The sequence below is a fragment of the Rubellimicrobium arenae genome (genome assembly GCF_017916275.1).
Classification (GTDB): domain Bacteria; phylum Pseudomonadota; class Alphaproteobacteria; order Rhodobacterales; family Rhodobacteraceae; genus Rubellimicrobium; species Rubellimicrobium arenae.
This window is the reverse complement of the sequence record NZ_JAFMST010000018.1, coordinates 1-26,993: the sequence shown is the minus strand read 5'-3', so window position 1 is coordinate 26,993 and position 26,993 is coordinate 1. Positions and strand designations below refer to the sequence as shown.

Here is a 26,993-nt window from a genome sequence, read left to right as displayed (position 1 = left end):
CCATGCGCGCCTTCATTGCCATCGACATGCCCGACCCGGTCCGGACCGCCCTGGAAAACCTGCAGGAGCGGATCCCCCTGGGGAAGCTCACCGATCCGGACCAGATGCACCTGACGCTCGCCTTTCTGGGCGAGCAGCCCGACGACATGATCCAGGCCGCCCATGAGGCGCTGGAGGGCATTCGGTTCCCGGCCTTCGACCTGCAACTGCAGGGTCTTGGTACCTTCGGCAACCGGGAGCCCACCGTCCTTTGGGCCGGGGTCAAGGACCCGACGCAGGTCAAGGCGCTGCATGACAAGGTGCTGCCGGCGCTGCACGGGGCCGGACTGTCCCTCGAACGCAGGCGCCTCCGGCCGCACGTCACCCTCGCCCGCTTCGATCGCTCGGGCCCGCCCGAGCACGAGAAGCTCGCGCGGTTCCTGTCGAGGTGGGACAGCTTCCCGTCCCCGGCCTTCCGGGTGGAAGGCTTCGGCCTCTGGCGATCGACGCTGCGTCCGTCGGGCGCCATCCACGACGAACTGGCCTACTATCCGCTGGACTAGGCCAGGCGGTCAGCCGGCCTGCGCGATCCGGCGACCTTCGGCCAGCTCGTCGCGGAAATGGGCGATGGTCCTGCGGAGCCCTTCGTGCAGGTCCACCGTCGGAGCCCATCCCAGCTCGGTTCGGGCCCGCGTGATGTCGGGACGGCGCTGGCGGGGGTCGTCCTGCGGCATGGGCTCCTGCACGAGACGCGACGAAGCCCCCGTCATCGCCAGCACGATGTCGGCCAGCTCGCGGACCGTGAACTCGCCCGGATTGCCGAGGTTGACCGGCCCCCTCGCATCCGAGGCCATCAGCCGGACGAGCCCCTCGACAAGGTCATCCACGTAACAGAAAGACCGCGTCTGCCGGCCCTCCCCGTAGATCGTGATCGGCTCCTCCTCGAGAGCCTGCCGCACGAAATTGGACACCACCCGGCCGTCCTCGGGGCTCATGCGGGGGCCGTATGTGTTGAAGATGCGGGCGATCCGCACCTCGACGCCCAGCCGCTCGTATTCGAAGAACAGCGTCTCGGCCGCCCGCTTGCCTTCGTCGTAGCAGGCCCGCGGACCCCAGGTGTTCACCGCGCCGCGGTAGCTTTCCGACTGAAGGGCCACCTCGGGATCGCCGTACACCTCGGAGGTCGAGGCTTGCAGGATCCGGGCGTTCTTCTCGCGCGCCAGCTCCAGCAGGTTGATGCTGCCCTGGATGCAGGTGCGGAAGGTATGCACCGGATCGCGCTGGTACTGCGGGGGCGACGCCGCGCAGGCCAGGTTCCAGATCTCGTCCAGGCGCCCGTCGACGTTGACAGGTTGCACGATGTCCTGGCGCAGGAGCGAGAACCTGGGCTCGTGCATCAGGTGCGCGATGTTGGACAGCCGTCCGGTCTGAAGATTGTCGAGGCAGATCACCTCATGTCCGGCCCGGACGAAACGCTCGGCCAAATGCGAGCCCACGAAACCCGCACCTCCCGCCAAAAGGATGCGACGGGACGATATTTCGCGCTCGGGTTGATTTCTTGGGGGCATTCGGCACCTCTATTTGGGCGCGGGACGCGCAATTAGAATGGTTGCCGTGGCTTCTGATCTCACCCGCGGATCCGAACGCATGCGCTCATTGGGCCTTGCACGGCAGGTTCATCTACAAACCTAGCGCGACGCGCTCCGCGTCAAGTTCTTGATGTGCGAAGGCAATGTGGCCAAAGAGCCACGCCTCCTGCAGGATCACCTGCGCCACGGCGCGTCCGTGCCGCCGGCCACGTTCACAGGGCCGATCGGGATCGGGCTCAATTTCGTCGGGGCTTCCAGATCGGAATGGCCGAACGGCACGGCATTTCCATCCGGGCATTCGAGCAATTTACGGCCCGGCATCCCGGCAGGCCGCAAAACGAACGGCCTGCCCGCACTGGTCCGGATCCCGGATTTCAGGAACAGACGATATAGGCCTTCACGAACCCATCCGGCTTGTCGCGCGTGGCATCGAGCGCCTCGTTCAGCCGCTCGAGGGGGAAGCGATGCGTCACGAGGGGACCGGGGTCCAGCCGGCCCGAGGCGACGGCCTCCACGGCCTGGCGCAGCCCGGCCACATAACGGGCCGGATCGCGCTCGTGGGCGTTGATCACGTCGATGCCGCGCCAGTTCCAGTTCTGCATGTTCACCTGGCGCGGTCCGTCCTGGTGATACCCCGCGATCACCAGCCGCCCGCCCTCGGCCACGATCTCGCCCGCGAGGTCGAGCGGCCATTGCTTGCCTACGGCCTCGATCACCACGTCGCAGAACCGGCCTCCGGTCAATCGGCGGACGTCCTCGATGATGGCCCAATGGTCGTTCATGGGGACGGCATGGGCGGCCCCCATCTCCCGGGCCAGGGCAAGCGAGCTTTCCCGGCGGGAGATGGCGATGACCTCGGCCCCGGCCTGCGAGGCCAACCGGACCAGCGCCGCGCCGATGAAGCCGATGCCGATGATGGCGACCTTCTGGCCGGCCTCGATGCCGCAGCGACGGAAGATGTTGATGGCGCAGCCGAAGGCCTCGCCTGGGAAGGGCTTGCCATCGAGCTCGGGTGGCAGCGGCACCACCTGTCCGGCGTCCACGACATCGTGCGAGGCGTAGCCGTGCTGGCCCAGAAGGGCGACCCGCTGCCCGACCGCAAGACCTTCGACGCCTTCGCCCAAGGCGTCGACGACACCCCAGCCTTCGTGCCCCAGGCCACCAGGCTCGGTCGGGAACTGCATCCACTCGGGTCCTGCCCAGGGCTCGAGATTGGATGCGCAGACACCGCACCCCTCAAGGCGCACGCGAACCTGTCCCGGCCCAGGCTCGGGCAGCGGAAGCGACACCACTTCGATCCGGCCCGGGCCGGTGACCCGAGCGGCGCGCAGGACCGTTCCCTCCGTCATACGACGACCCCCACACGCCGCAGGACGGGCGGGATGGCGGGGAAGCTGCAACACATGACGTCATCCTTTCATGCGACGGGCAGCGGGCGCCACAATAGGACATAACCTCGGCCCGGCCCTCCGCGTTCCAGCGTAGGACGCGACGGACGCGGCGCAAGAGGCGGGCGGGCGACGCCCCGGATGACCCAAAGACAGGAGAGAATTGGCGGAAACACGCCTGTCCGCCGCGTTCCTCACATCTTCGGGAACCTTTGTAGATCATGCACGTTGGCGGACCGCTGGCGCCAATTCAGGACGCGCAGGGGGACTGATGACGAAAGTACTGATCACCGGCGGATGCGGCTTCATCGGGCGGCACGTCGCCGAGGAGCTGCTGGCGCATGGCTACGAGGTGCGCCTTTACGACGCCATGATCGATCAGGTGCACGGCGTGGCCGAAGCCGCCATCCCCGACGGGGCCGAGGTGGTCCGGGGCGACGTCCGTGACGCGGACCGGCTTGGTCCCGCGCTGAAGGGCTGCGACGGGGTGATCCACCTCGCCGCCGAGGTCGGCGTCGGGCAATCGATGTACGAGATCGCGCGCTACGTCGGCGCGAACGACTTGGGCACGGCGGTCCTGCTGGAGGCGATGCTCGCCAATCCGGTCGGGCGCATCGTCGTGGCCTCGTCCATGAGCGTCTATGGCGAAGGCTATTATGCCATGCCGGACGGCACCCTGCTGGAGACGATCCGACGCAAGCCCGCCGACATCCGGGCCGGCCAGTGGAACCCGACGGGTCCGGGCGGCGAGGCGCTCACGCCGCGACCCACGGACGAACGCAAGCGCGTGGACCTCGCCTCGATCTACGCCCTGACCAAGTACGCCCAGGAGCGGGAAGTCCTCATCTTCGGCGAAGCCTACGACGTGCCGGCGGTGGCGCTGCGGCTGTTCAACGTCTTCGGCGCGGGCCAGGCGCTGTCCAACCCCTACACGGGCGTCCTGGCCAACTTCGCCTCGCGGCTCGCCTCGGGCGAGCGGCCCACCATTTTCGAGGACGGGGAGCAGAAGCGCGACTTCGTCCATGTCCGCGACGTCGCCCGCGCCTTCCGTCTCGCCTATGAGAGCGACCGCGCGGCAGGCGAGCTGTTCAACATCGGCTCCGGGCAAGCCTACACGGTGTCGGGCGTGGCGCGGCTCCTGGCGGGCGCCATGGATCTGCCGCACCTCGGGCCCGAGATCCTGGGCAAGAGCCGGTCCGGCGACATCCGCAACTGCTTCTCGGACATCACCAAGGCGCGCGAGCTCCTGGGCTTCGAGCCGCAGCACCGCCTTGAGGATTCGCTCGACGAGTTCGTCGAATGGGTCCGGGGCGAGGTCGTCGTGGACCGCGGTGCCGAGATGCGCACCCAGCTCGAGGCACGGAGGCTGGTCTCTTGAGCGGGCCTGTCCTCATCACCGGGGGCTCGGGCTTCATCGGCTCCAACATCGCGGACAGCTTCCTCAGGGATGGCCGGGAGGTCATCGTCTTCGACAACCTGAGCCGCCCGGGGGTCGAGCAGAACCTCCAATGGCTCCAGGCCCGGCATGGCGCGCGCGTCCGGCCGATGCGTGCCGACCTCCGGGACTCCACGGCGCTGCGCGAGGCGGTGCGGGACGCCTCGGAGGTGGTGCACCTGGCCGCGCAGACGGCGGTGACCACGAGCCTCGTTGACCCGATCGACGACTTCGAGGTGAACGCCCGCGGCACGATCAACCTGCTCGAGGCGGTCCGAGCCACCGGCCGGCGCATTCCGGTCATCTTCGCCTCGACCAACAAGGTCTACGGCTGCCTCGAGGATCTCGAGATGGCCGAGGCCGCCGACCGCTACGTTCCGGCGGACGAGGATGTCCGCGCCAAGGGCATCGGCGAGGGCCAGCCGCTCGACTTCCATACGCCCTATGGCTGCTCCAAGGGGGTCGCGGACCAGTACGTGCTCGATTACGCGCGATCCTATGGGCTTCCCGCCGCCGTGCTGCGGATGAGCTGCATCTACGGCCCGCGCCAGTTCGGCACCGAGGACCAGGGCTGGGTCGCGCATTTCCTGATCCGCGCCCTCGAGGGAACGCCGATCTCGATCTACGGCGACGGCAAGCAGGTGCGCGACATCCTGCATGTCTCGGATGCCGTGGCGGCCTACCGCGCGGTGCTGGCGGACATCGACCGCCTCGCCGGACGGGCGTTCAACCTCGGCGGCGGACCGATGAACGCGGTGAGCCTGGTCGTGGTCCTGCGGGAGATCGAGCGGCTGGTCGATCGGCGACTGCCGATCAGCCATGGCGAATGGCGGCAGGGCGATCAGCATTACTTCGTCGCCGATACCACGCGGCTGTCCGCCGAGACGGGCTGGCAGGCCCGGATGGGCTGGCGCGACGGACTGGCGGACCTGGCAGCATGGCTCAGGGCGAACCGCAAGATCCCTGCCCTGCCCGAGCGCATCCGGGCATGACGGGGCGGCTCACGCTGCTCATGACCCTGGACGCGGTGGGCGGCGTCTGGCGCTACGCGATGGACCTGGCCTCGACGCTGCGCGCGCACGGGGTCGAGACGGTGTTCCTGGGCTTCGGCCCCGCGCCATCCCCCGCGCAGGCCGCCGAGGCGCAGGCCATCGGGACGCTGGACTGGGCCGGCGCGCCCCTCGATTGGCTCGTGTCGTCCCCCTCGGACCTTGCGGCGGTGCCCGGCCTGATCGACGATGCGGCCCGGCGCCATGGAGCCGACCTGATCCACCTCAACCTTCCCAGCCAGGCCGCCGGCCTGGAGACCGAGCGTCCCGTGGTTGCCGTCTCGCATTCCTGCGTCACCACCTGGTTCCGCGCCGTCCGGGGCAGCGGCCTGCCAGCCGGCTGGGAATGGCATGGCACTCTCAACGGCAGCGGGCTGGGTCGGGCGGATGTTGTGGTGGCGCCGTCGCGGTCGCACGCCGCTGCGCTGACCGCCTGCTACGGGCCGGTCCGGACGCTGCGGGTGGTTCACAACGCGACCTCGGCTCCGGTCGGGCGCACCATCGGCCAGCCCTTCGTCATCGCCTCCGGCCGGTGGTGGGATGAAGGCAAGAACGGCGCGACGCTCGATGCGGCGGCCGAGAACGCGAACTGGCCCGTGCGGCTGCTGGGCCCGACCCGGGGGGCGAACGGAGCCGCGTTCACGCCCAGCCACGCCACCGCCGAGGGCGAGCTGCCGCACGCCGCGGCCGTCGCCCTGATGCAGGACGCCGGGATCTTCGTCTCGCCCTCGGTCTACGAGCCGTTCGGGCTGGCGGTGGCCGAGGCGGCGCGCATGGGCCTTCCGCTGGTCCTGTCGGACATTCCAACCTTCCGCGAGCTTTGGTCGGATGCCGCGCTCTTCTTTCCGCCGCGCGATGCCGAAGCCCTGACCGCGCTCCTGGACGAGCTGGCCTGCGACCCCGGCGAGAGACGCCGGCTGGGCGAGGTCGCTCAGATCCGGTCCCGGCACTTCACGCCCGAGGCCCAGGGTCAGGCCATGCTGTCGCTCTATACGGACCTCGTCCGCCAACCGCTCCCCGCGAGGTGAGATGCGCTTTCTCTTCTACACACATTCGCTGATCTCGGACTGGAACCACGGCAACGCGCATTTCCTGCGCGGCGTGATGCGCGACCTGAACCGCCGGGGGCACCAGACGCTGGCGCTCGAGCCGGCGGGCGCCTGGAGCCGCGAGAACCTCCTCGCGGACGGCGGTCCCGAAGCGGTCGCGGCCTTCCACCGCGACTTTCCGGGCCTGTCCACCACGATCTATGACGCGGATTTCGACCACGAGGCCGCGCTGGACGCCGCCGACGTGGTGATCGTCCACGAATGGAGCGAGCCCACGCTGGTCGCCCGCATCGGCGCGGCCCGCAAGCGCGGCGGGCGCTTCACGCTCCTGTTCCACGACACCCATCACCGCGCCGTCAGCGCGGAGGGCGAGATCGGAGCGATGGACCTGTCCGGCTACGACGGCGTCCTCGCCTTTGGGCAGGCCCTGCGGGAGCGGTATCTGAAGGCGGGCTGGGGCCGTCAGGTCTTTTCCTGGCACGAGGCCGCTGACGACGCGCTCTTCCACCCCCTGCCCGGGGAGCCCGAGGAGGGCGACCTGATCTGGATCGGCAACTGGGGCGACGACGAGCGCAGCGCCGAACTGTCCGAGTTCCTGATCGAGCCCGCCCGCGACCTGCGACTGCGTGCCACCGTGCGCGGCGTCCGCTATCCGCAGGAGGCGCTGGACCGGCTCTCCGACGCCGGGATCGCCTATGGCGGCTGGATTCCCAATGCCGAGGTGCCGCGTGCTTTTGCCCGCCACCGCGTGACCGTCCACGTCCCCCGGCGGCCTTACGTCGAGCAGCTGCCCGGCATTCCGACGATCCGCCCCTTCGAGGCGCTGGCCTGCGGCATCCCGCTTGTCAGCGCGCCCTGGGACGACGCCGAAGGGCTGTTCCGCCCCGGCGATTTCCTCTGGGCCCGGGACGGCGAGGAGATGCGGGCGCATCTGCGCACCCTCGTCAACGACCCCGCCGCCCGGGCCGAGCAGGCGCGGCGCGGACTTGAGACCATCCAGGCCCGCCACACCTGCCGCCACCGCGTGGACGAGCTGCTGTCCGTCCTCGACCAGCTCCGCGCGCCTGCAAGGAAGACCGCATGACCAAGACCATCGCCTTCTATGGATCGAGCCTCCTTTCCGCATACTGGAACGGGGCGGCGACCTATTACCGGGGCATCATCCGGGCGCTGCACAAGCGGGGCTACCAGACGACCTTCTACGAGCCCGATGTCTACGACCGGCAGAAGAACCGCGACATCGACCCGCCCGACTGGGCCCGCGTCGTGGTCTACGATGGCACGGTCGAGGCTCTCAGGAAGGTGGCGGCCGAGGCCGTCAACTACGACATCGTCGTCAAGGCCTCGGGCGTCGGCTTCGAGGATGACCTGATCCTGTCCGAGGTGATGACGGCGGCCCGGCCCGGCGCCCTGCGGATCTTCTGGGACGTGGACGCCCCGGCGACGCTGGCCGAGATGCGGGGCGCGCCCGACCATGCGCTGCGCCGATGGCTTCCGGACCTCGACATGGTGCTGACCTACGGCGGCGGCGACCCGGTGGTCGCGGCCTACAAGGGCTTCGGGGCGCGCGACTGCGTGCCGGTCTACAACGCGCTCGACCCCGAGACGCACCACCCGGTCCAGCCCGAGCCACGGTTCGAATGCGACCTGGCCTTCCTGGGCAATCGCCTTCCCGACCGGGACGCGCGCGTGGCCGAGTTCTTCACGCGGGCGGCGGGGCTCCTTCCCGACCAGAGGTTCATCCTGGGCGGCAACGGCTGGCATGATGTCTGGATGCCCGACAATGTCCGCAAGCTGGGCCATGTTCCGACCGCCGACCACAACGCGCTGAACTGCACGCCGCGCATGGTCCTCAATGTCGCCCGCGACAGCATGGCGGTGAACGGCTTTTCCCCCGCCACGCGCGTCTTCGAGGCGGCGGGCGCGGGCGCCTGCCTCGTCACCGACGCCTGGGAGGGGATCGAGCTGTTCCTCGCCCCGGGCGAGGAGGTCCTGGTCGCCCGTGACGGGGCCGACGTGGCCGAGGCTGTCCGCACGGTCACGCCCGAGCAGGCCCGGCGGGTCGGTCAGGCGGCCCTTCGCCGAGTGCTCGCCCACCACACCTACGACCAGCGGGCGGCGCAGGCGGACGAGCTGTTCCGGCTTCACGCCGGACGGATGGAGGCCGCCCAGTGACCCGCCCGCTCGACATCGTCATCCTGGGGCTGACGCTTTCCTCGTCCTGGGGGAACGGTCATGCCACCACGTTCCGGGCGCTGATCCGGGGGTTGGACGCCGAAGGCCATCGCGTCCTGTTCCTGGAACGCGACATGCCCTGGTATGCCTCGCAGCGCGACCTGCCCCAGCCTGACTTCTGCGAGTTCGCGCTCTATGACGACCTGGACGCCATGCTGGCCCGTTACGGGAACCGGCTTCGGGCCGCGGATGCCGTCATCGTCGGCTCCTACGTTCCCGAAGGGGTCCGGCTGATCGACCAGCTGGCCGCCATAGGGCTCAAGCAGCTCTGCTTCTACGACATCGACACGCCGGTCACGCTGGCCGCCCTGGACGAAGGGCGGGAGGATTATGTCGCGACCCGGCAGGTGCTCCTGTTCGACACGTATTTCTCCTTCTCGGGCGGCGAGGTCCTGGACCATCTGGAGCTTGTGCGGGGCGCGCGGCGGGCCGAGGCGCTCTACTGCTCGGTGGACCCAACAGCCTATCCCCCGGATCCCCAGGCCGCCAAGCAGTGGGACCTGGGCTACCTGGGCACCTACAGCGACGACCGGCAGCCCACGCTGGAGGAACTGCTCCTCGAACCGGCGCGGCGTCGGCCCGACCTGCGCTTCGTCGTCGCCGGCCCGCAGTACCCGGACCATATCGACTGGCCCGCGAACGTGGAGCGGATCGAGCACCTGCCCCCCGCCGACCACGCGGCCTTCTACAACGCCCAGCGGTTCACGCTGAACGTGACGCGGGCCGCGATGCGCCGGATGGGCTGGTCGCCCTCGGTCCGCCTGTTCGAGGCCGCGGCCTGCGGGACCCCGATCATCTCGGATGACTGGCGCGGCCTGACGGACCTCCTGCCCGCCGGGGACGCCATCATCATCGCCCAAGGGACCGACGACGTCCTTCGCGCCCTCGACCTGCCCGAGCCGCGACGCCTTGGGATCGGGGCGGCCGGCCGGAACCGCGTCCTGTCCGGCCACACCGGGCGGGCCCGGGCGCGGGAGCTGGCACGCGCGCTCCGCACCAGGGTCGAAGCGGTCGCGGCGACGGGGACCTGAACCTCCGGCCCGGCGCCCTGGATGTCGTCCACCATGATCGAACTGCTCCGGGACCTCTACGAAGGCCAGACCGAACGGGGGCAGCGGTTCCGCGCCTGGCTCCTGGCCTTCGACATTCTCACGCTCGTCTTCATCGTGGGCACGTCCTTCACGGAACGTGGCCCGGCCATCGAGGCGATTGACGTCCTTCTCGGGATCCTCATCCTGCTCGATCTCCTGGCCCGGTTCGCCATAAGCCGGCATCGGGGGCGCGAGCTCCTCCGGCTCAGCACATGGACGGACGTGGTCGCGATCGTGTCCTTCCTTGCGCCACTGACGGGAGAGGCGGCGGGCTTCCTGCGGGTCCTGCGGACCTTGCGCATCCTCCACACCTACACGGTCCTGAACGACATCAAGGATCCCGGCCACCCGATCAGCCGGAACGAGGAGGTCATCCTCGCCATCGCCAACCTGGGGGTGTTCGTCTTCGTGATGACGGCCATCGTCTACGAGACGCAGCACTGGACCAACCCGGACATTTCCAACTACGCCGATGCCCTCTACTTCACGGTCACCGCGCTGACGACGACGGGCTTCGGGGATATCACCCTGCCGGGGACCCTGGGCCGGATGCTCACCGTCCTCATCATGATCTTCGGGGTGACGCTGTTCCTGCGCCTGGCCCAGGTTCTGTTCCGCCCGAACAAGGTCCGCTTCGCCTGCCCGACCTGCGGCCTCCTGCGGCACGACCCGGATGCCGTTCACTGCAAGGCCTGCGGAACCCTGCTCAACATCCCCAACGAAGGGACGGACTGAACCCGCCCCTACGCGCCCAGGCCCCGCGACAGCCCGAAGGCCACGAGCAGCCCCAGCACCACGAACAGCCCGGCGAGCCCGCCCTCGCCCTCCACCGCCTCCGGAATCATGGTGTCGGCAATCATCGTGAGCAGCGCGCCCGCCGCCACCGCGCTTACCAGCGCCAGGAGCTCCGGAGAGGAGTCTCCCATCAAGGCCGCCCCGCCAGCCGCGGCAAGGCCCGAGGCGAGCGCGATCCCGCTCCACAGCCCGAAGACATAGGTTTTGCTGCGGCCGGCCTTCCGCATGCCCACGGCGCTCGACAGGCCTTCGGGAAGGTTGGACAGGAAGATCGCGGCCAGCACGGCCAGGCTGATGCCTCCGCCGCTCAGGAGGCCGACCCCCAGCACCACGGATTCGGGGATGCCGTCGAGCAGGGAGCCCACGGCGATGGCCAGCCCTCCCCCTTCGCTCGCATCGGCCTGCTGCCCGCCGGATCTCTTCCGGTGCCGTCCGGCCTGCGAGAGCGCCCCCTGGGACACCAGCCAGTTCGCCGCCGTATAGGCCAGAGAGCCTGCAAGCGCCCCGATCGCGATGGGGCGGAAGCTCGCCAGTTCGTAGCCCTCCAGGATCAGATCATAGGCCACCGCCGAGACCAGAACCCCGCATCCGAAAGCCATGATGCTGGCCGTGACCCGCCTGGGCAGGGTGACCAGGTAGGCCAGCGCGGCCCCGACCACGAGGGCCGACCCGCCCAGCAACCCCCAAAGCCCTGCCTGTGCCCAGATCGGCATGCCTGTGCTCCACCCTTTGGCCGTCCCGGGGACATGACCCTGACCCAGAACGGGACCTCGCGGTCGTTCCTGCCCCCTGCCCCGGCCATTTCGCCGGGCGGGCCTCCAGCCAACGGCGGCACGCCTTCCTTGTTCCTGCCCCCTTCGGGACGGGTTGGTCGGGGTGGCGCCAGCGGTCCCGGGCAGAGCCCTGTCGGGTGTGGGATTCCCGCCCGGAGAAGCCTCCGCCGTGCACAGCGGGGGGCGGTTCTGACGGGCCGCTCACGGCGGTTCCGCTCCGCGACTCGTGATTGCGGGCACGGGGCGAAATCCCCATCTGGATGGGCAGCGGATGGCCGCCTTTCACCCCTGGATGAGGGCGCGTCCGAGGAGGGCCACAGAGGTCGCCAGAGGAGTATCGGAGGGTTCGAAAATGGGCCACGAACACGTGAGCAAGGTTCGGCTCAGTCCGCTCGGAAACTTCTCGACGGAAACAATGCGAGGCGCTAAGCGCACGCCGGGCAGAGCCAATCGGCGATAGATCCCGGCCCGGGACAAATTGCGGGGACGCAGAATCACTCAGGCCAGCGGCCGCGATGCAGGCTGGCCACACCGGTCCGGGAAAATGGACGCGGCCGGTCTCTGCCCAAGAAATAACCCTATTCCACCTTAAGCTGACCCAGAACCGCCGGGACAGAAGCGGTTGAGGACGCGGTCCTCACATGAGCGAGGCGAGCAATGAAGACCCAGGCCCTAGACTTCGGTCTCAATCCCCTGCCGATCCTGACCCGGGACACGGCTCCGAACCCCGCGCGCATGCGGCGCGAGACCCTTCCGCTCGACGGCGTTTGGGCGCTGTCGGTGAATGGTGAACCCGCTCAGCCCGTCGTGGTTCCCTTTCCGCCGCAGGCCAAGATCAACGGCATCGCCGTGCCGGAAGGCGAGGTCACCCTCCGCTACGGAACGACCTTCGAGCTGCCCTTCGACTGGCGGGGGGCCGTCCTCCACCTGGAGGGGATCGATCACCAGGCCGAGGTGTCGGTCAACGGCGTCGCCCTGACCCGCCACTCGGGCGCCTGGGATCCCTGCTCGGTCTTCGTGCCGCTCTCCGTGCTGCGCCTCGGGCTCGAGGCTCAGGCCACCACGCTCCACAGGCTGGAGGTCGTGGTGACGGACTCCTCGCAGGACCGGTCGATCCTGTCCGGCAAGCAGGAGCGGAAGCCCAAGGAAGGGGCCATCTTCTACGCCAACATGTCCGGGATCTGGAAATCCGTCTGGATCGAACATGCCGGCGAGACGCGGCTCGGCGACCTGTCCCTGACGGCCAGGGCGTCCGGCGATCTCGCCGCCACGGTCGAGGTCCTGGGCGACAGCTACGCCCATTCGGTCGTCCTGACGCTTTCCCACGAGGATGGCGGCGGCCTTGAGCTGCGCGCCCCGGTCGAGGATGGCCGCGCGATGCTGGCCGGCCGCGTCGAGGACGTGCTGGCCTGGTCGCCCGCGACGCCGAACCTTTACTTCGGCTCGCTGACCCTTCTCGACCGGCGCGGCCGGGTCCTCGACCAGATCGAGACCTATGCCGGGTTCCGGGACTTCGTCATGCAGGACGGCTACTACCGCCTGAACGGCGAAGCGTTCTACCTGCAGGGCCTCCTGAACCAGGCGATCTATCCGGACACGCTTTTCACCCCCACCGACCGGCACACCCTGACCGACTACGAGCGCACGCTCGAGCAGGGCTTCACCGGCGAGCGGCGGCACCAGACCACCCCCCGCCACCGCGACCTGTGGCTGGCCGACAAGATGGGCTATTGGCTGTCCGTGGAGATGCCGTCGGCCCGCAACCTTCTCGACCCCAGGGCCCGGGCCGAGGCGCTGGACGAATGGCGCCGCATCGTGCGGGCCTACGCCTGGAATCACCCGTGCGTCTTCTTCCTTGTTCCCGGGAACGAGGATTGGGGCCTGCTCGAGCATTACCATCACGAGGTCGACGCCACTCACGAGGACCGCGAGGGCTTCCAGTACGAACTGGGCGAACTGACCGAGGAGATCGCTCCTCCCGGGATGCCCTACGCGGCCAATGACGGCTGGCGCTGCGTCACCGTGCGCAAGAACGGCCATCTTCAGAACCGCCTCGATCCGAACCGGCTCATGTTCAACATCCATGAATACGCCGAGAACGAGAAGGTCCGCGCGATCTACGGCCGCATCCCGCAGTGGCCCGAGCCTGGCGCCTGGGGAAAGAATCCCCGGCATGTCTTCCACCCGAACGGCTACAGCTACGACGGGCGGACCCCGCTCGTGCTGTCCGAGGTCGGGGGGCGCGCGCTGCTGAACCGCCCGTCGAAGGGGGTCTTCGCGTATGGCAAGATCCACCGCGATCCGGAAACATGGGCGGCCGAACTGTCGGACCTGATCGACATCATGGGCCAGATGCCGGTCCTGCGCGGTGGCTATGTGCTGACGCAGACCCGCGACGCGGGCAACGACCCGGAGGACGAGACCTCGATGGGCGAGATCAACGGCATCCTCGACGGCCACGGCCTGCCCAAGTATCCGGGCGACGCCGTGCGGCTGGCCAACGAACGGGCGCGCGACGCCTGGGCCAAGGCGATCTGATCCCGCAAAGCCGACGAACGACACAGGCAAAGGGGGAGCGGTCGACCGCTCCCCCTTTCCACATTCCGGCTCAGCGGTATCGTCCGGCCTTTTGCAGCACCTCGATCTGGTAGCCGTCCGGGTCGGCAATGAAGAAGAAGCGCGCGATGGGCTCGCCGCCGTCGGGGGCGAAGCTCACCAGCTTGCGAGGGGCGTAGCCCGCCGCGGTCAGGCGCGCGTGCTCGGCCTCGAGGTCCTCGACCACGAAGGCCAGGTGCCCGTAGCCGTCGCCCAGATCATAGGGCGCGGTCCGGCCCTTGTTGACGGTGAGCTCCAGCTCGAAGTCGGCCTCGGCGTTGCGCAGGTACAGGAGCGTGAAGCTCTCGAAGTCGAGCCGCGTGTCCACGGCCAGGCCGAACGCCCGCTCGTAGAACTCGACCGACCGCGCCTCCTCAAGGACGCGGATCATGGAATGGATCGCCTTGGCCATGCAGGTCACTCCGTCTTGCCTGCCCATCTCATGACGGCGGACGCGGCGGGCCACAAGCGCCCGCCCTGCCCCCTTTTCGGGGCTCAGGCCCCGCCGATGGGGGTCGTCACCGTCCCGGTGCCGCCGCAGTCCGGGCAATCCTTGCCGTCCACCTGGCCCGTGCCTTCGCACTTGCGGCAGGTGTTCTCGCCCGAGCCGACGGTGCCGGGCGGAACTTCCTCGGGGGTTTCGTCACTGGCCATGGCGTCCTCCTGTCATGACGATCGGTCAACAGCAGGCAGCCCCCGATTGTTCCTGCCCTTTTCAGGAGAAGGTCAGCGGGTTCGGACCGGTCCGATGGCCGTTCTCCAGTCCTTCGATCGCGGCGACCTCCTGCGGCTCGAGCTGGATCGCCAGCGCCTCCAGGTTTTCCCTCAGACGCTCGGCCTTGGTGGAGCGCGGGATCACGGCGCAGCCCAGGGCGACGTGCCAGGCCAGGATGACCTGCGCGGGGGTGGCCCCGGTCCGCTCTGCCACGCGCCGGATGACAGGGTGGTCGAAGGTGCGCGACTGACCCAGGGGCGTCCAGCTTTGGGTGACGATGCCCAGCTCCGCATGCTTCTGCCGCAGTTCGGCCTGCGGCAGCTCGGGGTGGAGCTCGATCTGATTGAGCACGGGCACCACGCCCGTCTCGCCCACGAGGCGGTCCAGATGATCGGGCAGGAAGTTCGACACGCCGATCGAGGTCACGCGGCCTTCGTCCCGCAGGCGGATCAAGGCCTTCCATGTGTCCACGTACAGGTCGCGCTGGGGGGCGGGCCAATGGATCAGGAGGAGGTCCAGCCGGTCGAGCCCGAGCCGGTCCATGCTTTCCTCCGCCGCGCGGATCGCGCTGTCGGACCCCTGGCGATCGTTCCAGACCTTGGTGGTGACGAAATACTCGTCCCGGGACAGGCCGGAGCGGCGGAGCCCTTCGCCCAGCCCTTCCTCGTTTCCGTAGATCGCCGCCCCGTCGAACATGCGATAGCCCGCCCGGACAGCCTCGCCCACGATCTCGGCTGTGTCCCCGGACGGCACCTGCCACAGGCCGAAGCCCATCTGCGGCATGGTCCGACCGTCGTTGAAGGTCAGCATGGGCATGTTCGGCGTCATGGGCGGCTCCTGTGTTGCGCAGGGCAACAAACTAGCGGAGCCGCCCGAAGTGCAAGCGCATCCGGGCCGCGACCCTGCCCGGACGCCGGGTCAGGTCAGGCTTGGAACACCGTCCTTCCAGCTCCAATGCGCCATGTGGGGCAGATACTTGCCGACCCTGCGCCCCACGAGCACCGGCTCCTCGAAACGGTAGGCCGGCAGTTCGGCCGAGCCGATCTCCCCGCGCGCGAGGGCGGCGTACAGGTGGGACAGTTCCGACCGCTGCCGGTTGAAGCGGCTGCACAGGTAATAGATGCCCTGCGGGTCGATGAGCCGGTTGGGCTGCCGCACGAGCGAGCACCAGTCGGTCGAATCGATGTAGGGATACCAGCAGAAGCCTTCGAACCGCCCGCCCCTGGCCTCGAGTTCGGGAACCAGGGCCTCGCACTCGCCCACCATGTACTTGAGCCAGCTGATCCGGTCCTCGATGCGGCCGCGGACGTTGGTTTCCGTCAGCATGATCGGAAAGGGATAACGTTCCACGTAGGACAGCGCGACGGCCTTGAACCCGCGCGGCAGGAAGTCGTCGCTCTGCCCCTCGACCGTCCAGCCCAACTCGCTGTGCGCGTAGTAGTCGAGCCCGAGGACGTCGATGCGGCTTGGATTGTCGCGGAACCAGGCGGCGTCCTCGGGGCTGAGGCCATGTTCGGTCAGCGTCGCCCACAGCGGATGCGCCTCGTCCACCCGGCCCAGGATCAGGTCGAGGACCACGAAGCGCAGGTCGTTGCCGAAGTCGGTATGGTATTGCGACTCCGGGTCGAGCGCGTGGTGCTCCTCGCAGGTGTCGACATGGACGATGCGCAGGTTCGGCACCATGCGTTCCAGCATGGGCGTGATCAGGCTGATCGCCTTGGCCTTGCCCAGGATGATCGGCACGACCCCGGCGCGGTCGCGCCAGTGCGGGTACCATTCGCCCATGAAGCCGCTCAGGACCGCGGTGGCCAGCGGCTCGTTGATGATCGTGTAGTCCGAGATCCAGGGATAGCGCCGGGCAAAGGCGCGCACGAAGTCGCGGTAGATCTCCGGGAACTCCGGGTTGGCAAAGCCATGCTCCAGCCATTGCGGAAAGCTCGTGTGGTGAAGCGGGTCCGCGATGGGCCGGAGCCCCAGCCGCCGCACATAGCCCAGGTACCGGTCAGTCCACGCCCAGTCGTAGACTCCGCGCACCCTCTCGATCTTGTGCCAGGGGATGCAGCAGCGGAAGGTGGTGATCCCATCGGCCGCGAGGAGCTTCAAGTCCTCCTTGTAGCGGACCGTGTGCTCGGTGGTGTCGAGCACGTCGGTCCCGTGGCCGAACATCTGCGTTCCCTCAAATCCTGTGATGTAGGATAGGCGGGGAACGGCCGAAGCCGGCCGGGGACCGATCTCGAAGGGGAGGTCGGGCGTTGAGACCGGGAAGTCCAATCCCAAGTCGTCAGGCGCGCGGTGTCTGGACAGGTTTCGTTTCATTTCCGTTCCGGGATCGCTGACTGGGTGATAAGGGGATGGGCCTCTTGTCCTGGGGGTCGCCTGACGCGCGGGTTCATCGATGATCCGGTGAACTCGGCTCGGGGTGATGATGCTCCGCTACTTGTGGCGACCCGGGGCCGTCGTGTTCGTGGTCCTGTTTGTAGCCCCACACGACACGGGTTCAACGTCCCACGGCCCGGGACCGGTTCCCAGTTTCGGCGTCATCCCGCGCGGATTTCCATTAAGTTTAGCATAGGTTTGCTGGCTCCGCTTGGACGCGCTTGACTGTGGCCCGCTGGACGCGCGGCCCGGCTTGGCAAGCTGGTCTCGCCTGCCGGGGCGCTAGGTACTGTCCGGCCGGCGGGCCGGGGCAACCTGCCGCATCAGGGAGGACGGGATGGAATTCAGACGCATGGGGCACAGCGGCACGGCGGTCACGGCGCTGTGCCTGGGGACGATGACCTTCGGCGCGGAGTCCGACGAAGCGGCTTCGTTCCGGATGATGGATGACTATGCCGCGGCCGGCGGCAACTTCATCGACACGGCCGACGTGTACACCGCCGGCGCCTCCGAGACGATCATCGGCCGCTGGCTCGCGGCGCGCCCGACCGAGGCCGCGCAGATGGTGATCGCCACCAAGGGCCGTTTCCCCATGGGCGAGGGTGCGAACGACCTCGGCCTGTCGCGCCGCCACCTGATGCGGGCGCTGGAGGCCTCCCTCCTGCGGCTGGGCCTGGAGCATGTGGACCTGTATCAGGTCCATGCCTGGGATGCCCTGACGCCACTGGAGGAAACGCTCCGCTTCCTGGATGACGCGGTCCGCGCCGGCAAGATCGGCCATTATGGCTTCTCGAACTACCTGGGCTGGCAGGTCACCAAGGCGGTGCACCTGGCCCGCGCCGCGCATTGGGCCGCCCCGGTGACCCTCCAGCCGCAGTACAACCTGCTGGCCCGCGACATCGAGCACGAGATCGTCCCCGCCTGCCTCGACGCCGGGATCGGCCTGCTGCCCTGGTCGCCGCTGGGCGGCGGCTGGCTTACGGGAAAGTACAGGCGGGACGTGACGCCCAGCGGGACGACCCGGCTGGGCGAGGATCCGAACCGGGGCGTCGAGGCCTTCGGGCCGCGCAACTCGGACCAGCGCACCTGGGACATCCTGGGGGCCGTCGAGGCCATCGCCACGACGCGGGGCGCCAGCATGGCCGAGGTGGCCATCGCCTGGCTCAAGGGCAAGCCTGCCGTGACCTCGGTGATTCTGGGCGCACGCACCCCGGAGCAGCTGGCCGAGAATCTGAAGGCGGCGGACCTGACGCTTTCGGCCGAGGAGGCGGCCCGGCTGGACGCCGTGAGCGCGCCGATCACCGGGGACTACCCCTATGGGGCCAAGGGCATCGCGCAACGGAACCGCCGCATCGAGGGGGGCCGCTAGCCAGCCGCGCAGGAACCCCCCGGCCCCCGCGACGTTGCGACGGGGGACAGAGGGGAACGACATGGCCGCAGGCTTCATCTTCGCCACAGGGGTCGAGAACAGCTACCCGACGATCCGAAACGGCACCCATCGCGTCGACGAGATGGAGAAGTGCGGGCACTACACGCATTGGAAGCGCGACTTCGAATGCGTGACCGAGTTGGGCATCCGGTTCCTCCGCTATGGCCCCCCGATCCACCGCACCTGGCTGGGCGACGGCCAGTACGACTGGGAGTTCGCCGACGAGACCTTCGCCGAGCTGAAACGTCTCAGGATCATGCCGATCGTGGACCTGTGCCACTTCGGCGTGCCGGACTGGATCGGCAACTTCCAGAACGGCGACTTCCCGCTCCTGTTCACCCGCTACGCCCGCGACTTCGCGGCCCGCTTCCCCTGGGTGCAGTTGTACACCCCCGTCAACGAGATGTTCATCTGCGCCCAGTTCTCCGGCCGCTATGGCTGGTGGAACGAACAGATGACCACCGACCAGGGCTTCGTCACGGCGCTCAAGCACCTCGTGAAGGCGAATGTGCTGGCGATGAATGCGATCCTGGAGGTCCGGCCCGACGCCCTCTTCATCCAAAGCGAGTCGTCGGAGTACTTCCATGCCTCCTCCCCCGCCGCGATCGGCCGGGCCGAGTCGCTGAACCAGCAGAGGTTCCTGTCGCTCGACCTCAACTACGGGTACCGGGTGGACAGCGGGATGTACCAGTTCCTGCTCGACAACGGGATGACGCGCGAGGAGTACGATTTCTTCATGACCAATCGCCTCCGGCGGTTCTGCGTCATGGGGACCGACTACTACGTCACGAACGAGCATCGGGTCTATGCCGACGGCCACATGGACGCCTCGGGCGAGATCTTCGGCTACGCCGAGATCACGCGGCAGTATCACGACCGCTACCAGATGCCGGTGATGCATACGGAAACCAACCTGAACCAGGGCCCCTCGGGGCGCGAGGCGGTCGACTGGCTTTGGAAGGAATGGGCCAACGTCCTGCGGGTGCGGAACGTCGGCATCCCGGTTCTGGGCTTCACCTGGTACTCGATCACCGATCAGGTGGACTGGGACTCGGCGCTGCGCGAGGACAACGGGCACGTGAACCCGCTGGGGCTCTATGACCTCGACCGCAACATCCGGCCGGTGGGCGAATGCTACAAGCAGCTCATCCAGGACTGGTCGAGCGTCCTGCCCGCGCAGAGCCACTGCCTCGTCCTCCCGCTCGACATGCCCGAGGACGGCGAGGACGAGGAGGAGAGCGCGCCGGATCGCCTGCGTCGGCTGGCGGTGCGGACCATGCGGCGCACCGCCACGCGGCGCGACCCCCGCCCGGGCAGCGGCGGCCGCTCGCCCGGATCCCCACCCGGCGGATGGTAGGCGCCTAGACCGCGGTCCAGCCGCCGTCCACCATCAGCGTCGTCCCCGTGATCATCCCTGCCCCCGGCGAGGCGAGGAAGGCGACGGTCCGGGCCACATCCTCGACGGTCGCAACCCGTCCCAGGGGGATGCGGGCCAGCACGCTGTCCCGGAAGGCCTCGTCCTCCAGCCAGACCGCCGCGCCCTCGGTCGCGGTGAAGGTCGGGGCCACGCAGGTCACGTTGATCCCGAGCCGTCCCCACTCGACCGCCCAGCACTTGGTCAGGTGCGCCAGGGCCGCCTTGGTCATGCAGTAGACCGACTCGTTCTCGAGCGCGACCGCGCCGGCCTGGCTGCCCATGTTGACGATCCGCCCGCCGCCGCGCATGGCCATGCGGCGCGCCACGGCCTGTGCCGTGAAGAACGCGCCCTTCACGTTGGCGGCCACCATGTCGTCGAAATCCTCGGGCGTGACCTCGAGCGCCGGAGCGGGACGGCTGAAGCCCACGTTGTTCACCAGCACCCCGATCGGACCCAGCCGGGCCTCGGCCTCCTCTACGGCGCGATCGACCTGCGACAGGTCCGTGACATCCATCCGCAGCGCCAGGGCCGTGCCGCCCAGAGCCTCGATCTCCTCGGCCAGCCCCGCGCCGGTGGCCGGGTCGCGAAGCCCCAGCGCGACGGCTGCCCCCTGCCGTGCGAACTCCAGGGCCACGGCCCGTCCGATGCCGCGCCCTGCCCCGGTTACCAGAACCACGACGTTCTTGAAGTCCTCGCCCATATCCCTCCCCCGTGCCGCCGGATCGGCGTGCGCGAAGTTGGTAGGACGATCCGGGCGCGGTGTCATCGGCGTCCGCGCCCGCGCGATCGCCTCAGAGCAGGACGTAGAGCCCCAGGGCCACCCAGATGCCCAGGCCGGCCAGGAACGCCAGGGCCAGCATCCGCGCCAAGGCCCGGTCGTCTTCGGGCGGAGGGGCTGGGACATGGCGTCCAACCCACGGGGCCGGGCGGTCGAGGGTCGCGTCCGGTCGTTCTGTCCGCGGCTCCTGGCGCGTACGACCCGCTGCCATGGAACTCGGACCGGCAGGGAGGTCCGCGGAGGCGGAAGGAAGATGTGTCGTGGCCATGTCTACTCGATTCACTCGCCCATCGTCGCCAGGCTGCCAGGGACGCTCCGTCCGGTTCCGCCGGAACAGACCTGCGAACCATGCTAAGCACATAAGCACCCCCGCGGGACATCTCCAAAATCGGTGCTGCGTGACCCGGCGCGGTGTGGCAGCGGCGACACCCGACGCCCTACCCCCCGTGCGGGCCGGCAGCTTCGGCCCGACACGGCGCAAAGCTGCAACAGTGCCACCCTGCCAGTTGTGCCGTCGCGGCGTGCATCACTGGCCACAACCGGCAGGATCATGCTCTTGTGAGCGGAACGCGCAACTCGACATCCCGCCCGGTAATGACGAACAAGGTAGGGTTGCATTATCAGTGCACCGGACAGGTGACGCGGGGGACATTCAGCCTTCACGTCGACCATCGAGGTGTCGGCGATCCAAGGCATAGAAAAAACCGATGAAGAAGTTCTTAACGCTCCGCTCGCTTCTCCTTGCTTCAGCCACGGCCCTGGGCGGGTGCGGGGTTACCTATGTCAGCCCCCTGATCAGCGACCAGGCCGATGACGGCGTGACCGTCCTGGAGATGACGCGGGCCAGCATCGCCGCCGCCAACAGCACGCCCTACGTGCCGCGCAGCCTTCCCGCGGCCTTTGCCGAGACCACAGGCGGTGGCACGCCCCGCGGAGCGGGCGCCCTGCCCGCGCCACCTGTGGTGCCGGATTTCCAGCCCGGCCAGCTCGAGCTGCGCACGCCGCCCGCCGCAACGCCCGAGCCGTACCGGATCGGGGTGGGCGACGTGGTCCAGCTCGCCACCCGCTCGGCCCCTGCGTCGGATGTCTCCCCTCAGGCGGGCGGCCTGGCCGGAGCGGGCGAGATCCGGCAGGAGTACACGGTGCGTGACGACGGCGCGATCGCCGTGCCCCAGGTGGGCGCCGTCCAGATCGGCGGCCTGACCATCGAGGATGCCGAACAACGGCTCTTCGAGCGGTTCCTGGACACCGGGGCCGATCCGGACTTCAGCCTCGAGATCACGGGGTTCAACTCCCAGAGGATCACGGTAGGGGGCGCCGTGACGACCCCGACGATCGTTCCCGTCACGCTGAACGTCCCGACGCTGGACGAGGCGCTGACGGCAGCGGGCGGCCTCAACGTGAGCACCCCGGAATATGCCTCCATTCGGATCTACAGGGCGGGCACGCTGTATCAGATCCCGCTCCGGGACTATACGGACCGTGGCGACCTGCGGTCGATCCAGCTCCTGCCGGGCGACTCCGTCTTCGTGGACACGAGCTACGATCTCGACCGTGCCCTCGGCTACTACGAGCAGCAGATCAACGCCGCGAGCCTCCGCCGCGCCGAACGGACCGCCGCGATCGAGGAGCTGGAGGCGGAGATCTCGGTCCGCCGCGGCGAGCTGGACGAACAGCGCGACGTTTTTCAGGCCCGGTCGGACCTGGGCGCCGTCCCGCGCGATTACGTGTATCTCGCGGGCGAGGTGATCCGGCAGCAGCGCTATCCCCTGCCCTTCGGCCAGCAGGCGACCTTGGCGGACGCCCTCTTCGACGATGGCGGGTTCAGCACCACGACCGGCAACCCGTCCCAGATCTATGTGCTGCGGGCGTCGTCGGATCCCGCGCAGACCGACCCCGTGACGGCCTGGCACCTGGACATCCGGAACGCCGCCAACCTGACGCTGGCCACGCAGTTCGAGATGCGCCCCAACGACATCGTCTTCATCGAGGAGCAGCCCATCACGCGCTGGAACCGGGCCTTCCAGCAGTTCTTCCCGACGCTGGTCCAGAACGCCGCAGCGGCGGTCGACTAAGGAAAGGGCGGCCCCAGCGGGCCGCCCTTTGCCGTTTCCGACGCCCCGTGCAAGGCGGGGCGGAGCAGGACCCCTCGGCCCTCAGGTGTTGTAGTAGCTTCGGCCGTAACGGGAGTAGGCCCCGTAGCGATCGCCGTAACCGTAGCGGCGCATGCCCTTGGGATCGATCTGGGACAACACCAGGCCCGACACCGCGATATTGACCGAGCGGAGTTGCCGCAGCCCTTCCTCGACCTGGCCCCGGACGGTCTTGTCCCACCGGACGACATAGACCACGGCATCCGCCTGTTGCGCGATGACGCGGGCGTCGGGCACCACCAGGACCGGCGGCGTGTCGATGATCACGTAATCGTAGGCGTCGCGCGCCTGGTTCACCACGCGCTGGAAGCTTTCCGACGAGAACAGGTCCGCCGCGTTCACCGCCGGCCTTTGGCCGCTGCTCAGCACGTCCACGCCGAACCCTTCGGACCGCATGACCGCGTCCCCGAGGCTGGCCTTGCCCGAGATCACCGCCATCAGGCCGCCCTTGGACTTGTCCTGGGTGAAGTAGGCGTCGAAGGTGCGGCGCCGGATGTCGCCGTCGATCACGAGGACGCGCTTGCCCAGGCCGGCCATGCTGTGCGCCAGCGCGATCGCGAGGGTGGTCTTGCCTTCGCTCGGGACCGAGGAGGTCGTCACGATCACCTGAGGCGGGTTGTCGACGTTCGAGAGCAGGATCGAAGTCCGCAGGTTCCGCACCGCCTCGGAGGCGGCCGAGGTGGGCTTGTGCCGGAGGTAGTTGAGGGTGTCCTGCCGCGTCCGGGCGGGGATCCTGGGGATCTGGCCAAGGACGGTGCGGCCCGTGTGCTGCTCCAGATCATCGACGGTGCGGAAGGTGTTCTGCACGAACTCGCGTCCGAGGACGACGGCGGCTCCGAGGATCGTTCCCAGCACCAGCCAGACCGCCATCGAGAGCGCCACCCGGGGCGCCACCTGCAGGCCCAGCGCGGCCTTGGTCAGGATCCGGCTGTCGGGCTGGTGCAGGCTTTCCTGCGCCGTCGTTTCCTTCAGGCGCTGGAGGAAGGTGTCATAGAGCACCTGCGTCGCCTGCGCATCCTGATCGAGCTGCTGGAGTTCCTGGAAGTCGGAAGACTGGCTCTCGAACTGCTTGGAGAGGTCGTCGACCGACCGCTGGAGATCCTCGGCCGCCTTCTGGCCGCGCTCCTGCTCGGCCCGGGCCTGGAGGACGATCTGGTCGAAGCGGCGATCGAACCGCGCCTGGGCGCCTTCCATCCCGGATGCGAGGTCGGCGGCGGCAGCGTCGAGCTGGCCGTCCTGAGCGGCCTCGACCTTGGCCTGCAGGTCGCCGGAAACCTGCGCCGCCTCCAGGGCGGCGAGACGCTCGGCCACCCGCTCGGCCTGGCCGCGGACCTCCTGGAGATTGGAACGGAGCTCGATGGCCTGGGCGTTCAGGGCCTCGAGGCTTTCCGCGCTCACGAGGGCGCTGCGGGCCCGAAGGTCCGAGATCTGGTTCTGACGCGAGTCGAGATCGGCGCGAAGCTCGCCCACCCGGTTTGAGAACCAGGTCGCCGCCCGCTCCGTCGCCTCGACCTTCGCGCGGATCTGGTCGTCGCGGTAAAGCTCGGCCAGAGTATCGGCCATCAGAGCCGACTTCGCCGCGTCACGGCTGGTGACCGAGATGCTGAAGACATAGGTGTCGAAGCTGCTGTTCACGTCGATCGCCTCGCGGACCGAGTCGACGACTCCCTGCCGGACCTCCTCCGGCGAAGCCGCCGGTTCCGGGTGGCTGATGCCGAGAGCGCTGCGGACCGCCGACTTGGCGCGGGACAGCAGGCCGGGCTGGTTCAGGGGGTCGGAGATCCTGTCGTTGAACTCGGGATCCTGCTCGAGGTGCAGCCGGTCCACGAGCCGGCCCAGAAGCTCGCCCGAGCGCAGGACCGCCATCTCGGTGTTGATGCTGGCCTTGTCGCCCGAGAAGCCGGTCACGAGGGACTGGAGGCTCATGACCTGCGAGTCGGCGACCTGAAGGGCCATCTGCGTGGTGGACATGTAGAGCGGCCTGGACTGGACCGCGGCGTGGTACCAGCCATAGGACATGGCCAGGGCGGAGCAGAGCACGATCCAGTGCTTGCCGCGCCAGAGCGTCCGAACGATCTCGAGCAGGTCAACCTGATCATTGGCCTCCGCATCGACGACGGCCGGCTGGAATTGAACAGCTTGCAAAGACTTTTGCATGACGGGGATCTCTGGCCAACAGGGTCCCGGCCACATAGCCGAGGACATGGTTGTGCATAAGGGTTGAAGCACAGCCGCAGGATGTGGGTTAGGCGACTATTCGCTTAATGGGAGAGTTCGTCAACCCCGCGCTACTATAAGTTGCGCGAGCCTGTCGCGGTCTTCATCCGGGATCGTAGAAAATTTGCAAGGACTTTCTCCGTCAAGTTGCACAGTTGCCCGCTCCGTCGCCGAAGGGCCACGGCCGGCTTTCCGGTCCCCCTGCGGATGGGCTGCGGATCGAGGTGCCAGCAGGCCGAAGCGGCTGGGGAGCAGGGGCATTGTCATCGGGCGACCAGGCACCCCATCTCACGAAGCCACCGGAGACTCGCGATCCTTCACGTCGCCTGCTGATCAAAGCCATTCTACTCCTGAAAGGCCCGTCCTAGCGCATTTCCGCTCCCGCTTGGGGACTGGTCGAATGTTCTAGAAAAGCCGAAGAAAGCCGGCCGTTCGAACTTCACGACGGCCGATTCCACTGTTTCCATTTTCACCATATTGCATTCAATTGTGTCCAAAATGAGGAAATTGGGCATGAGACCAGCCCTCCAAAGCCCCCTTCACCCCACCCCTTCGATCACAAGTACGTGATGACGGAACCAGGCCCGAACGAGCTGCGAGTCGCGGCCAACAGTCGTTTCTTCCAGCATTTCTAGAGATTTAGAGGGCAGGCAGGGCAGATGAGGTCACCTCCCGCGGTTCTCCTTCTGCTGCAGAAACAGGCATGTCGGCTTCCATGTTGCCTGTCGCGGAAAGCCACCGGTCATCTTTGCGAACTCGTCCCTGTCCCGCCATCTTTTCGTCCCACGGACGCTTTGTTAAGGAGCGATTAACTCCCGCAATAAGGGAGCGAACGAGGGAATGTTATGCTCGGCTCTATTGCCAATGTAACGACTGCTGGCGAAGTTGTCGCCACCGGACCGGTTTTTGCCCCGGCTTGGGCGCCCCGGACCAAGACCGCGTCGCTGGCCTACCAGGCCGCCAAGCGCGCTTTCGACGTGGCCGTGTCACTCGTGCTGATGTGGCCGCTGCTGCTGGTCGCGCTGGGGTTGCTGGTCCTCAACCCCTTCCTCAACAATGGCAGCCTGTTCTTCGTCCAGGAACGGATGGGGCAGAACGGCCGTCCCTTCCGCGCTTACAAGTTCCGGTCGATGACCGACGCCCCCGTCATCAAGCGGGGCGCCTGGGACGCGCTGGACAGCGACCGGATCACCCCGCTCGGCGCGATCCTCCGCAAGGCGCGGCTCGACGAGTTGCCGCAGGTCCTCAATGTCCTCAAGGGCGACATGAGCCTCATCGGCCCGCGTCCGGACTTCATCGACCATGCGCGGGTGTATGTGAACGAGGTGCCCGGCTACCGGGAGCGCCACGCCGTGCGCCCCGGAATCAGCGGCTTCGCGCAGACCGAGGTCGGCTATGTGGATGGCCTCGAGGGGGTGCACGCCAAGGTCGCGGCCGACCTATACTATGTCCGTCACGCCTCGATCCTGTTCGATCTCTGGATCGCCGGACGTACGCTTCAGGTGATCCTGGGCCGCAAAGGCATCTGACCTCCCCAGAGGACGCCGTACTGCGTCCTCTTTCACACGCTTTTGGCGAGTAACCGCCTAATCTGCTCAACTCATCGGTGGACAGATCGTTTTCTTCCTGCGATGAGGCGCCATCCTACGCAGATTGATCCGTCCGATCGTCTCGACGATGTCAGGCCCTTTGGTGCGGCCGCACGACGCTGGTCGGACATCCCCATGCGGCGCGCCGGTCCAGGCGCGCCCTTTCGAACCATTCGGCCGATGGACGGGCGGACGCCCGGCCTGCCGTGATCAGTTGACCTATCGCCAGGAGTCCGAAGCGTGACAAAACGAGCCCTCATCACGGGGATCACCGGACAGGACGGGTCCTATTTGGCCGAGTTCCTGCTTGAGAAAGGCTATGAGGTGCATGGCCTCAAGCG

General features: G+C 68.1%; 24 protein-coding genes. 14 read left to right on the top strand and 10 right to left on the bottom strand.

The genetic code is table 11. The annotated features are described in order from the left end of the window. Window positions 1–2: 2 nt before the first annotated feature. On the top strand, window positions 3–542 hold the full coding sequence (gene thpR / locus J3P31_RS20165) for an RNA 2',3'-cyclic phosphodiesterase (protein ID WP_210530329.1): 540 nt from the start codon (window positions 3–5) through the stop codon (window positions 540–542). 9 nt (window positions 543–551) lie between these two features. Here the strand turns inward: thpR and J3P31_RS20160 are convergent, their stop codons facing one another. Then, complete coding sequence (locus tag J3P31_RS20160) at window positions 552–1,547, bottom strand: UDP-glucuronic acid decarboxylase family protein (RefSeq protein WP_210530328.1); 996 nt, start codon at window positions 1,545–1,547, stop codon at window positions 552–554. A gap of 395 nt (window positions 1,548–1,942) precedes the next feature. Beyond that, on the bottom strand, window positions 1,943–2,968 hold the full coding sequence (locus tag J3P31_RS20155; protein ID WP_438270314.1) for an MDR/zinc-dependent alcohol dehydrogenase-like family protein: 1,026 nt from the start codon (window positions 2,966–2,968) through the stop codon (window positions 1,943–1,945). Between the two features lie 259 nt (window positions 2,969–3,227). Between J3P31_RS20155 and J3P31_RS20150 the strand changes: the two genes are divergently transcribed. Genes J3P31_RS20150 through J3P31_RS20120 form a run of 7 tightly spaced genes read left to right on the top strand, consistent with a single transcriptional unit; the run spans window position 3,228 to window position 10,550 of the window. Beyond that, entirely contained in the window at window positions 3,228–4,334 is a 1,107-nt protein-coding gene (locus J3P31_RS20150) for an NAD-dependent epimerase/dehydratase family protein (protein ID WP_210530326.1), read from the top strand. Then, window positions 4,331–5,383 carry an SDR family NAD(P)-dependent oxidoreductase gene (locus tag J3P31_RS20145; RefSeq protein ID WP_246849713.1) on the top strand — a complete coding sequence of 351 codons (1,053 nt, stop codon included), beginning with the start codon at window positions 4,331–4,333 and terminating at the stop codon, window positions 5,381–5,383. Before J3P31_RS20150 ends, J3P31_RS20145 begins: the two co-directional genes overlap by 4 nt. Next, window positions 5,380–6,468: a glycosyltransferase family 4 protein gene (locus J3P31_RS20140; protein ID WP_210530324.1), complete on the top strand. Its 1,089-nt coding sequence runs from the start codon at window positions 5,380–5,382 to the stop codon at window positions 6,466–6,468. Before J3P31_RS20145 ends, J3P31_RS20140 begins: the two co-directional genes overlap by 4 nt. A gap of 1 nt (window position 6,469) precedes the next feature. Beyond that, a complete protein-coding gene (locus tag J3P31_RS20135) occupies window positions 6,470–7,573 on the top strand; it encodes a CgeB family protein (RefSeq protein ID WP_210530323.1) in 1,104 nt (367 codons plus the stop codon). Further along, on the top strand, window positions 7,570–8,664 hold the full coding sequence (locus J3P31_RS20130) for a CgeB family protein (RefSeq protein ID WP_210530322.1): 1,095 nt from the start codon (window positions 7,570–7,572) through the stop codon (window positions 8,662–8,664). The genes J3P31_RS20135 and J3P31_RS20130 overlap by 4 nt, the downstream gene beginning before the upstream one ends. Then, window positions 8,661–9,755, top strand: coding sequence for a CgeB family protein (locus J3P31_RS20125; RefSeq protein WP_210530321.1), 1,095 nt, complete (start codon window positions 8,661–8,663; stop codon window positions 9,753–9,755). The genes J3P31_RS20130 and J3P31_RS20125 overlap by 4 nt, the downstream gene beginning before the upstream one ends. Window positions 9,756–9,788: 33 nt before the next feature. After that, a complete protein-coding gene (locus J3P31_RS20120; RefSeq protein WP_210530320.1) occupies window positions 9,789–10,550 on the top strand; it encodes a potassium channel family protein in 762 nt (253 codons plus the stop codon). A gap of 8 nt (window positions 10,551–10,558) precedes the next feature. Here J3P31_RS20120 and J3P31_RS20115 read toward each other — a convergent pair whose 3' ends face one another. Further along, window positions 10,559–11,323 (bottom strand): ZIP family metal transporter, encoded by a 765-nt coding sequence (locus tag J3P31_RS20115; protein ID WP_210530319.1) that lies wholly within the window; start codon window positions 11,321–11,323, stop codon window positions 10,559–10,561. 717 nt (window positions 11,324–12,040) lie between these two features. On the opposite strand from J3P31_RS20115, the gene J3P31_RS20110 reads away from it, so the two are divergent. Then, window positions 12,041–13,921: a glycoside hydrolase family 2 protein gene (locus J3P31_RS20110; protein ID WP_210530318.1), complete on the top strand. Its 1,881-nt coding sequence runs from the start codon at window positions 12,041–12,043 to the stop codon at window positions 13,919–13,921. 70 nt (window positions 13,922–13,991) lie between these two features. Here J3P31_RS20110 and J3P31_RS20105 read toward each other — a convergent pair whose 3' ends face one another. The 4 genes from J3P31_RS20105 to J3P31_RS20090 form a co-directional block, all read right to left on the bottom strand. After that, window positions 13,992–14,390, bottom strand: coding sequence for a VOC family protein (locus J3P31_RS20105; protein ID WP_210530317.1), 399 nt, complete (start codon window positions 14,388–14,390; stop codon window positions 13,992–13,994). Window positions 14,391–14,473: 83 nt separating this feature from the next. Beyond that, window positions 14,474–14,632, bottom strand: a complete 159-nt coding sequence (locus J3P31_RS20100) for a hypothetical protein (RefSeq protein WP_210530316.1) — start codon at window positions 14,630–14,632, stop codon at window positions 14,474–14,476. Between the two features lie 61 nt (window positions 14,633–14,693). Beyond that, window positions 14,694–15,521 (bottom strand): aldo/keto reductase, encoded by an 828-nt coding sequence (locus J3P31_RS20095; RefSeq protein WP_210530315.1) that lies wholly within the window; start codon window positions 15,519–15,521, stop codon window positions 14,694–14,696. A 90-nt stretch (window positions 15,522–15,611) separates the two neighbouring features. Beyond that, a complete protein-coding gene (locus J3P31_RS20090; RefSeq protein WP_210530314.1) occupies window positions 15,612–16,859 on the bottom strand; it encodes a glycoside hydrolase family 1 protein in 1,248 nt (415 codons plus the stop codon). Between the two features lie 547 nt (window positions 16,860–17,406). Between J3P31_RS20090 and J3P31_RS20085 the strand changes: the two genes are divergently transcribed. Beyond that, window positions 17,407–18,438 carry an aldo/keto reductase gene (locus J3P31_RS20085; protein ID WP_210530313.1) on the top strand — a complete coding sequence of 344 codons (1,032 nt, stop codon included), beginning with the start codon at window positions 17,407–17,409 and terminating at the stop codon, window positions 18,436–18,438. Between the two features lie 61 nt (window positions 18,439–18,499). After that, window positions 18,500–19,855 (top strand): family 1 glycosylhydrolase, encoded by a 1,356-nt coding sequence (locus tag J3P31_RS20080; RefSeq protein ID WP_210530312.1) that lies wholly within the window; start codon window positions 18,500–18,502, stop codon window positions 19,853–19,855. Window positions 19,856–19,859: 4 nt separating this feature from the next. On the opposite strand, the gene J3P31_RS20075 is transcribed toward J3P31_RS20080, so the two are convergent. Both J3P31_RS20075 and J3P31_RS20070 read right to left on the bottom strand, forming a co-directional pair. Beyond that, window positions 19,860–20,615, bottom strand: a complete 756-nt coding sequence (locus tag J3P31_RS20075; RefSeq protein WP_210530311.1) for an SDR family NAD(P)-dependent oxidoreductase — start codon at window positions 20,613–20,615, stop codon at window positions 19,860–19,862. A 91-nt stretch (window positions 20,616–20,706) separates the two neighbouring features. Continuing rightward, window positions 20,707–20,904 carry a hypothetical protein gene (locus J3P31_RS20070; protein ID WP_210530310.1) on the bottom strand — a complete coding sequence of 66 codons (198 nt, stop codon included), beginning with the start codon at window positions 20,902–20,904 and terminating at the stop codon, window positions 20,707–20,709. A gap of 496 nt (window positions 20,905–21,400) precedes the next feature. On the opposite strand from J3P31_RS20070, the gene J3P31_RS20065 reads away from it, so the two are divergent. After that, entirely contained in the window at window positions 21,401–22,768 is a 1,368-nt protein-coding gene (locus J3P31_RS20065) for a polysaccharide biosynthesis/export family protein (RefSeq protein WP_210530309.1), read from the top strand. Between the two features lie 81 nt (window positions 22,769–22,849). On the opposite strand, the gene J3P31_RS20060 is transcribed toward J3P31_RS20065, so the two are convergent. Then, entirely contained in the window at window positions 22,850–25,003 is a 2,154-nt protein-coding gene (locus tag J3P31_RS20060) for a polysaccharide biosynthesis tyrosine autokinase (protein WP_210530308.1), read from the bottom strand. A gap of 905 nt (window positions 25,004–25,908) precedes the next feature. On the opposite strand from J3P31_RS20060, the gene J3P31_RS20055 reads away from it, so the two are divergent. After that, a complete protein-coding gene (locus tag J3P31_RS20055) occupies window positions 25,909–26,592 on the top strand; it encodes a sugar transferase (RefSeq protein WP_210530307.1) in 684 nt (227 codons plus the stop codon). A gap of 300 nt (window positions 26,593–26,892) precedes the next feature. Then, window positions 26,893–26,993, top strand: a 101-nt coding sequence (locus J3P31_RS20050; protein WP_210530347.1) for a GDP-mannose 4,6-dehydratase, incomplete at its 3' end; no start/stop codon positions are given.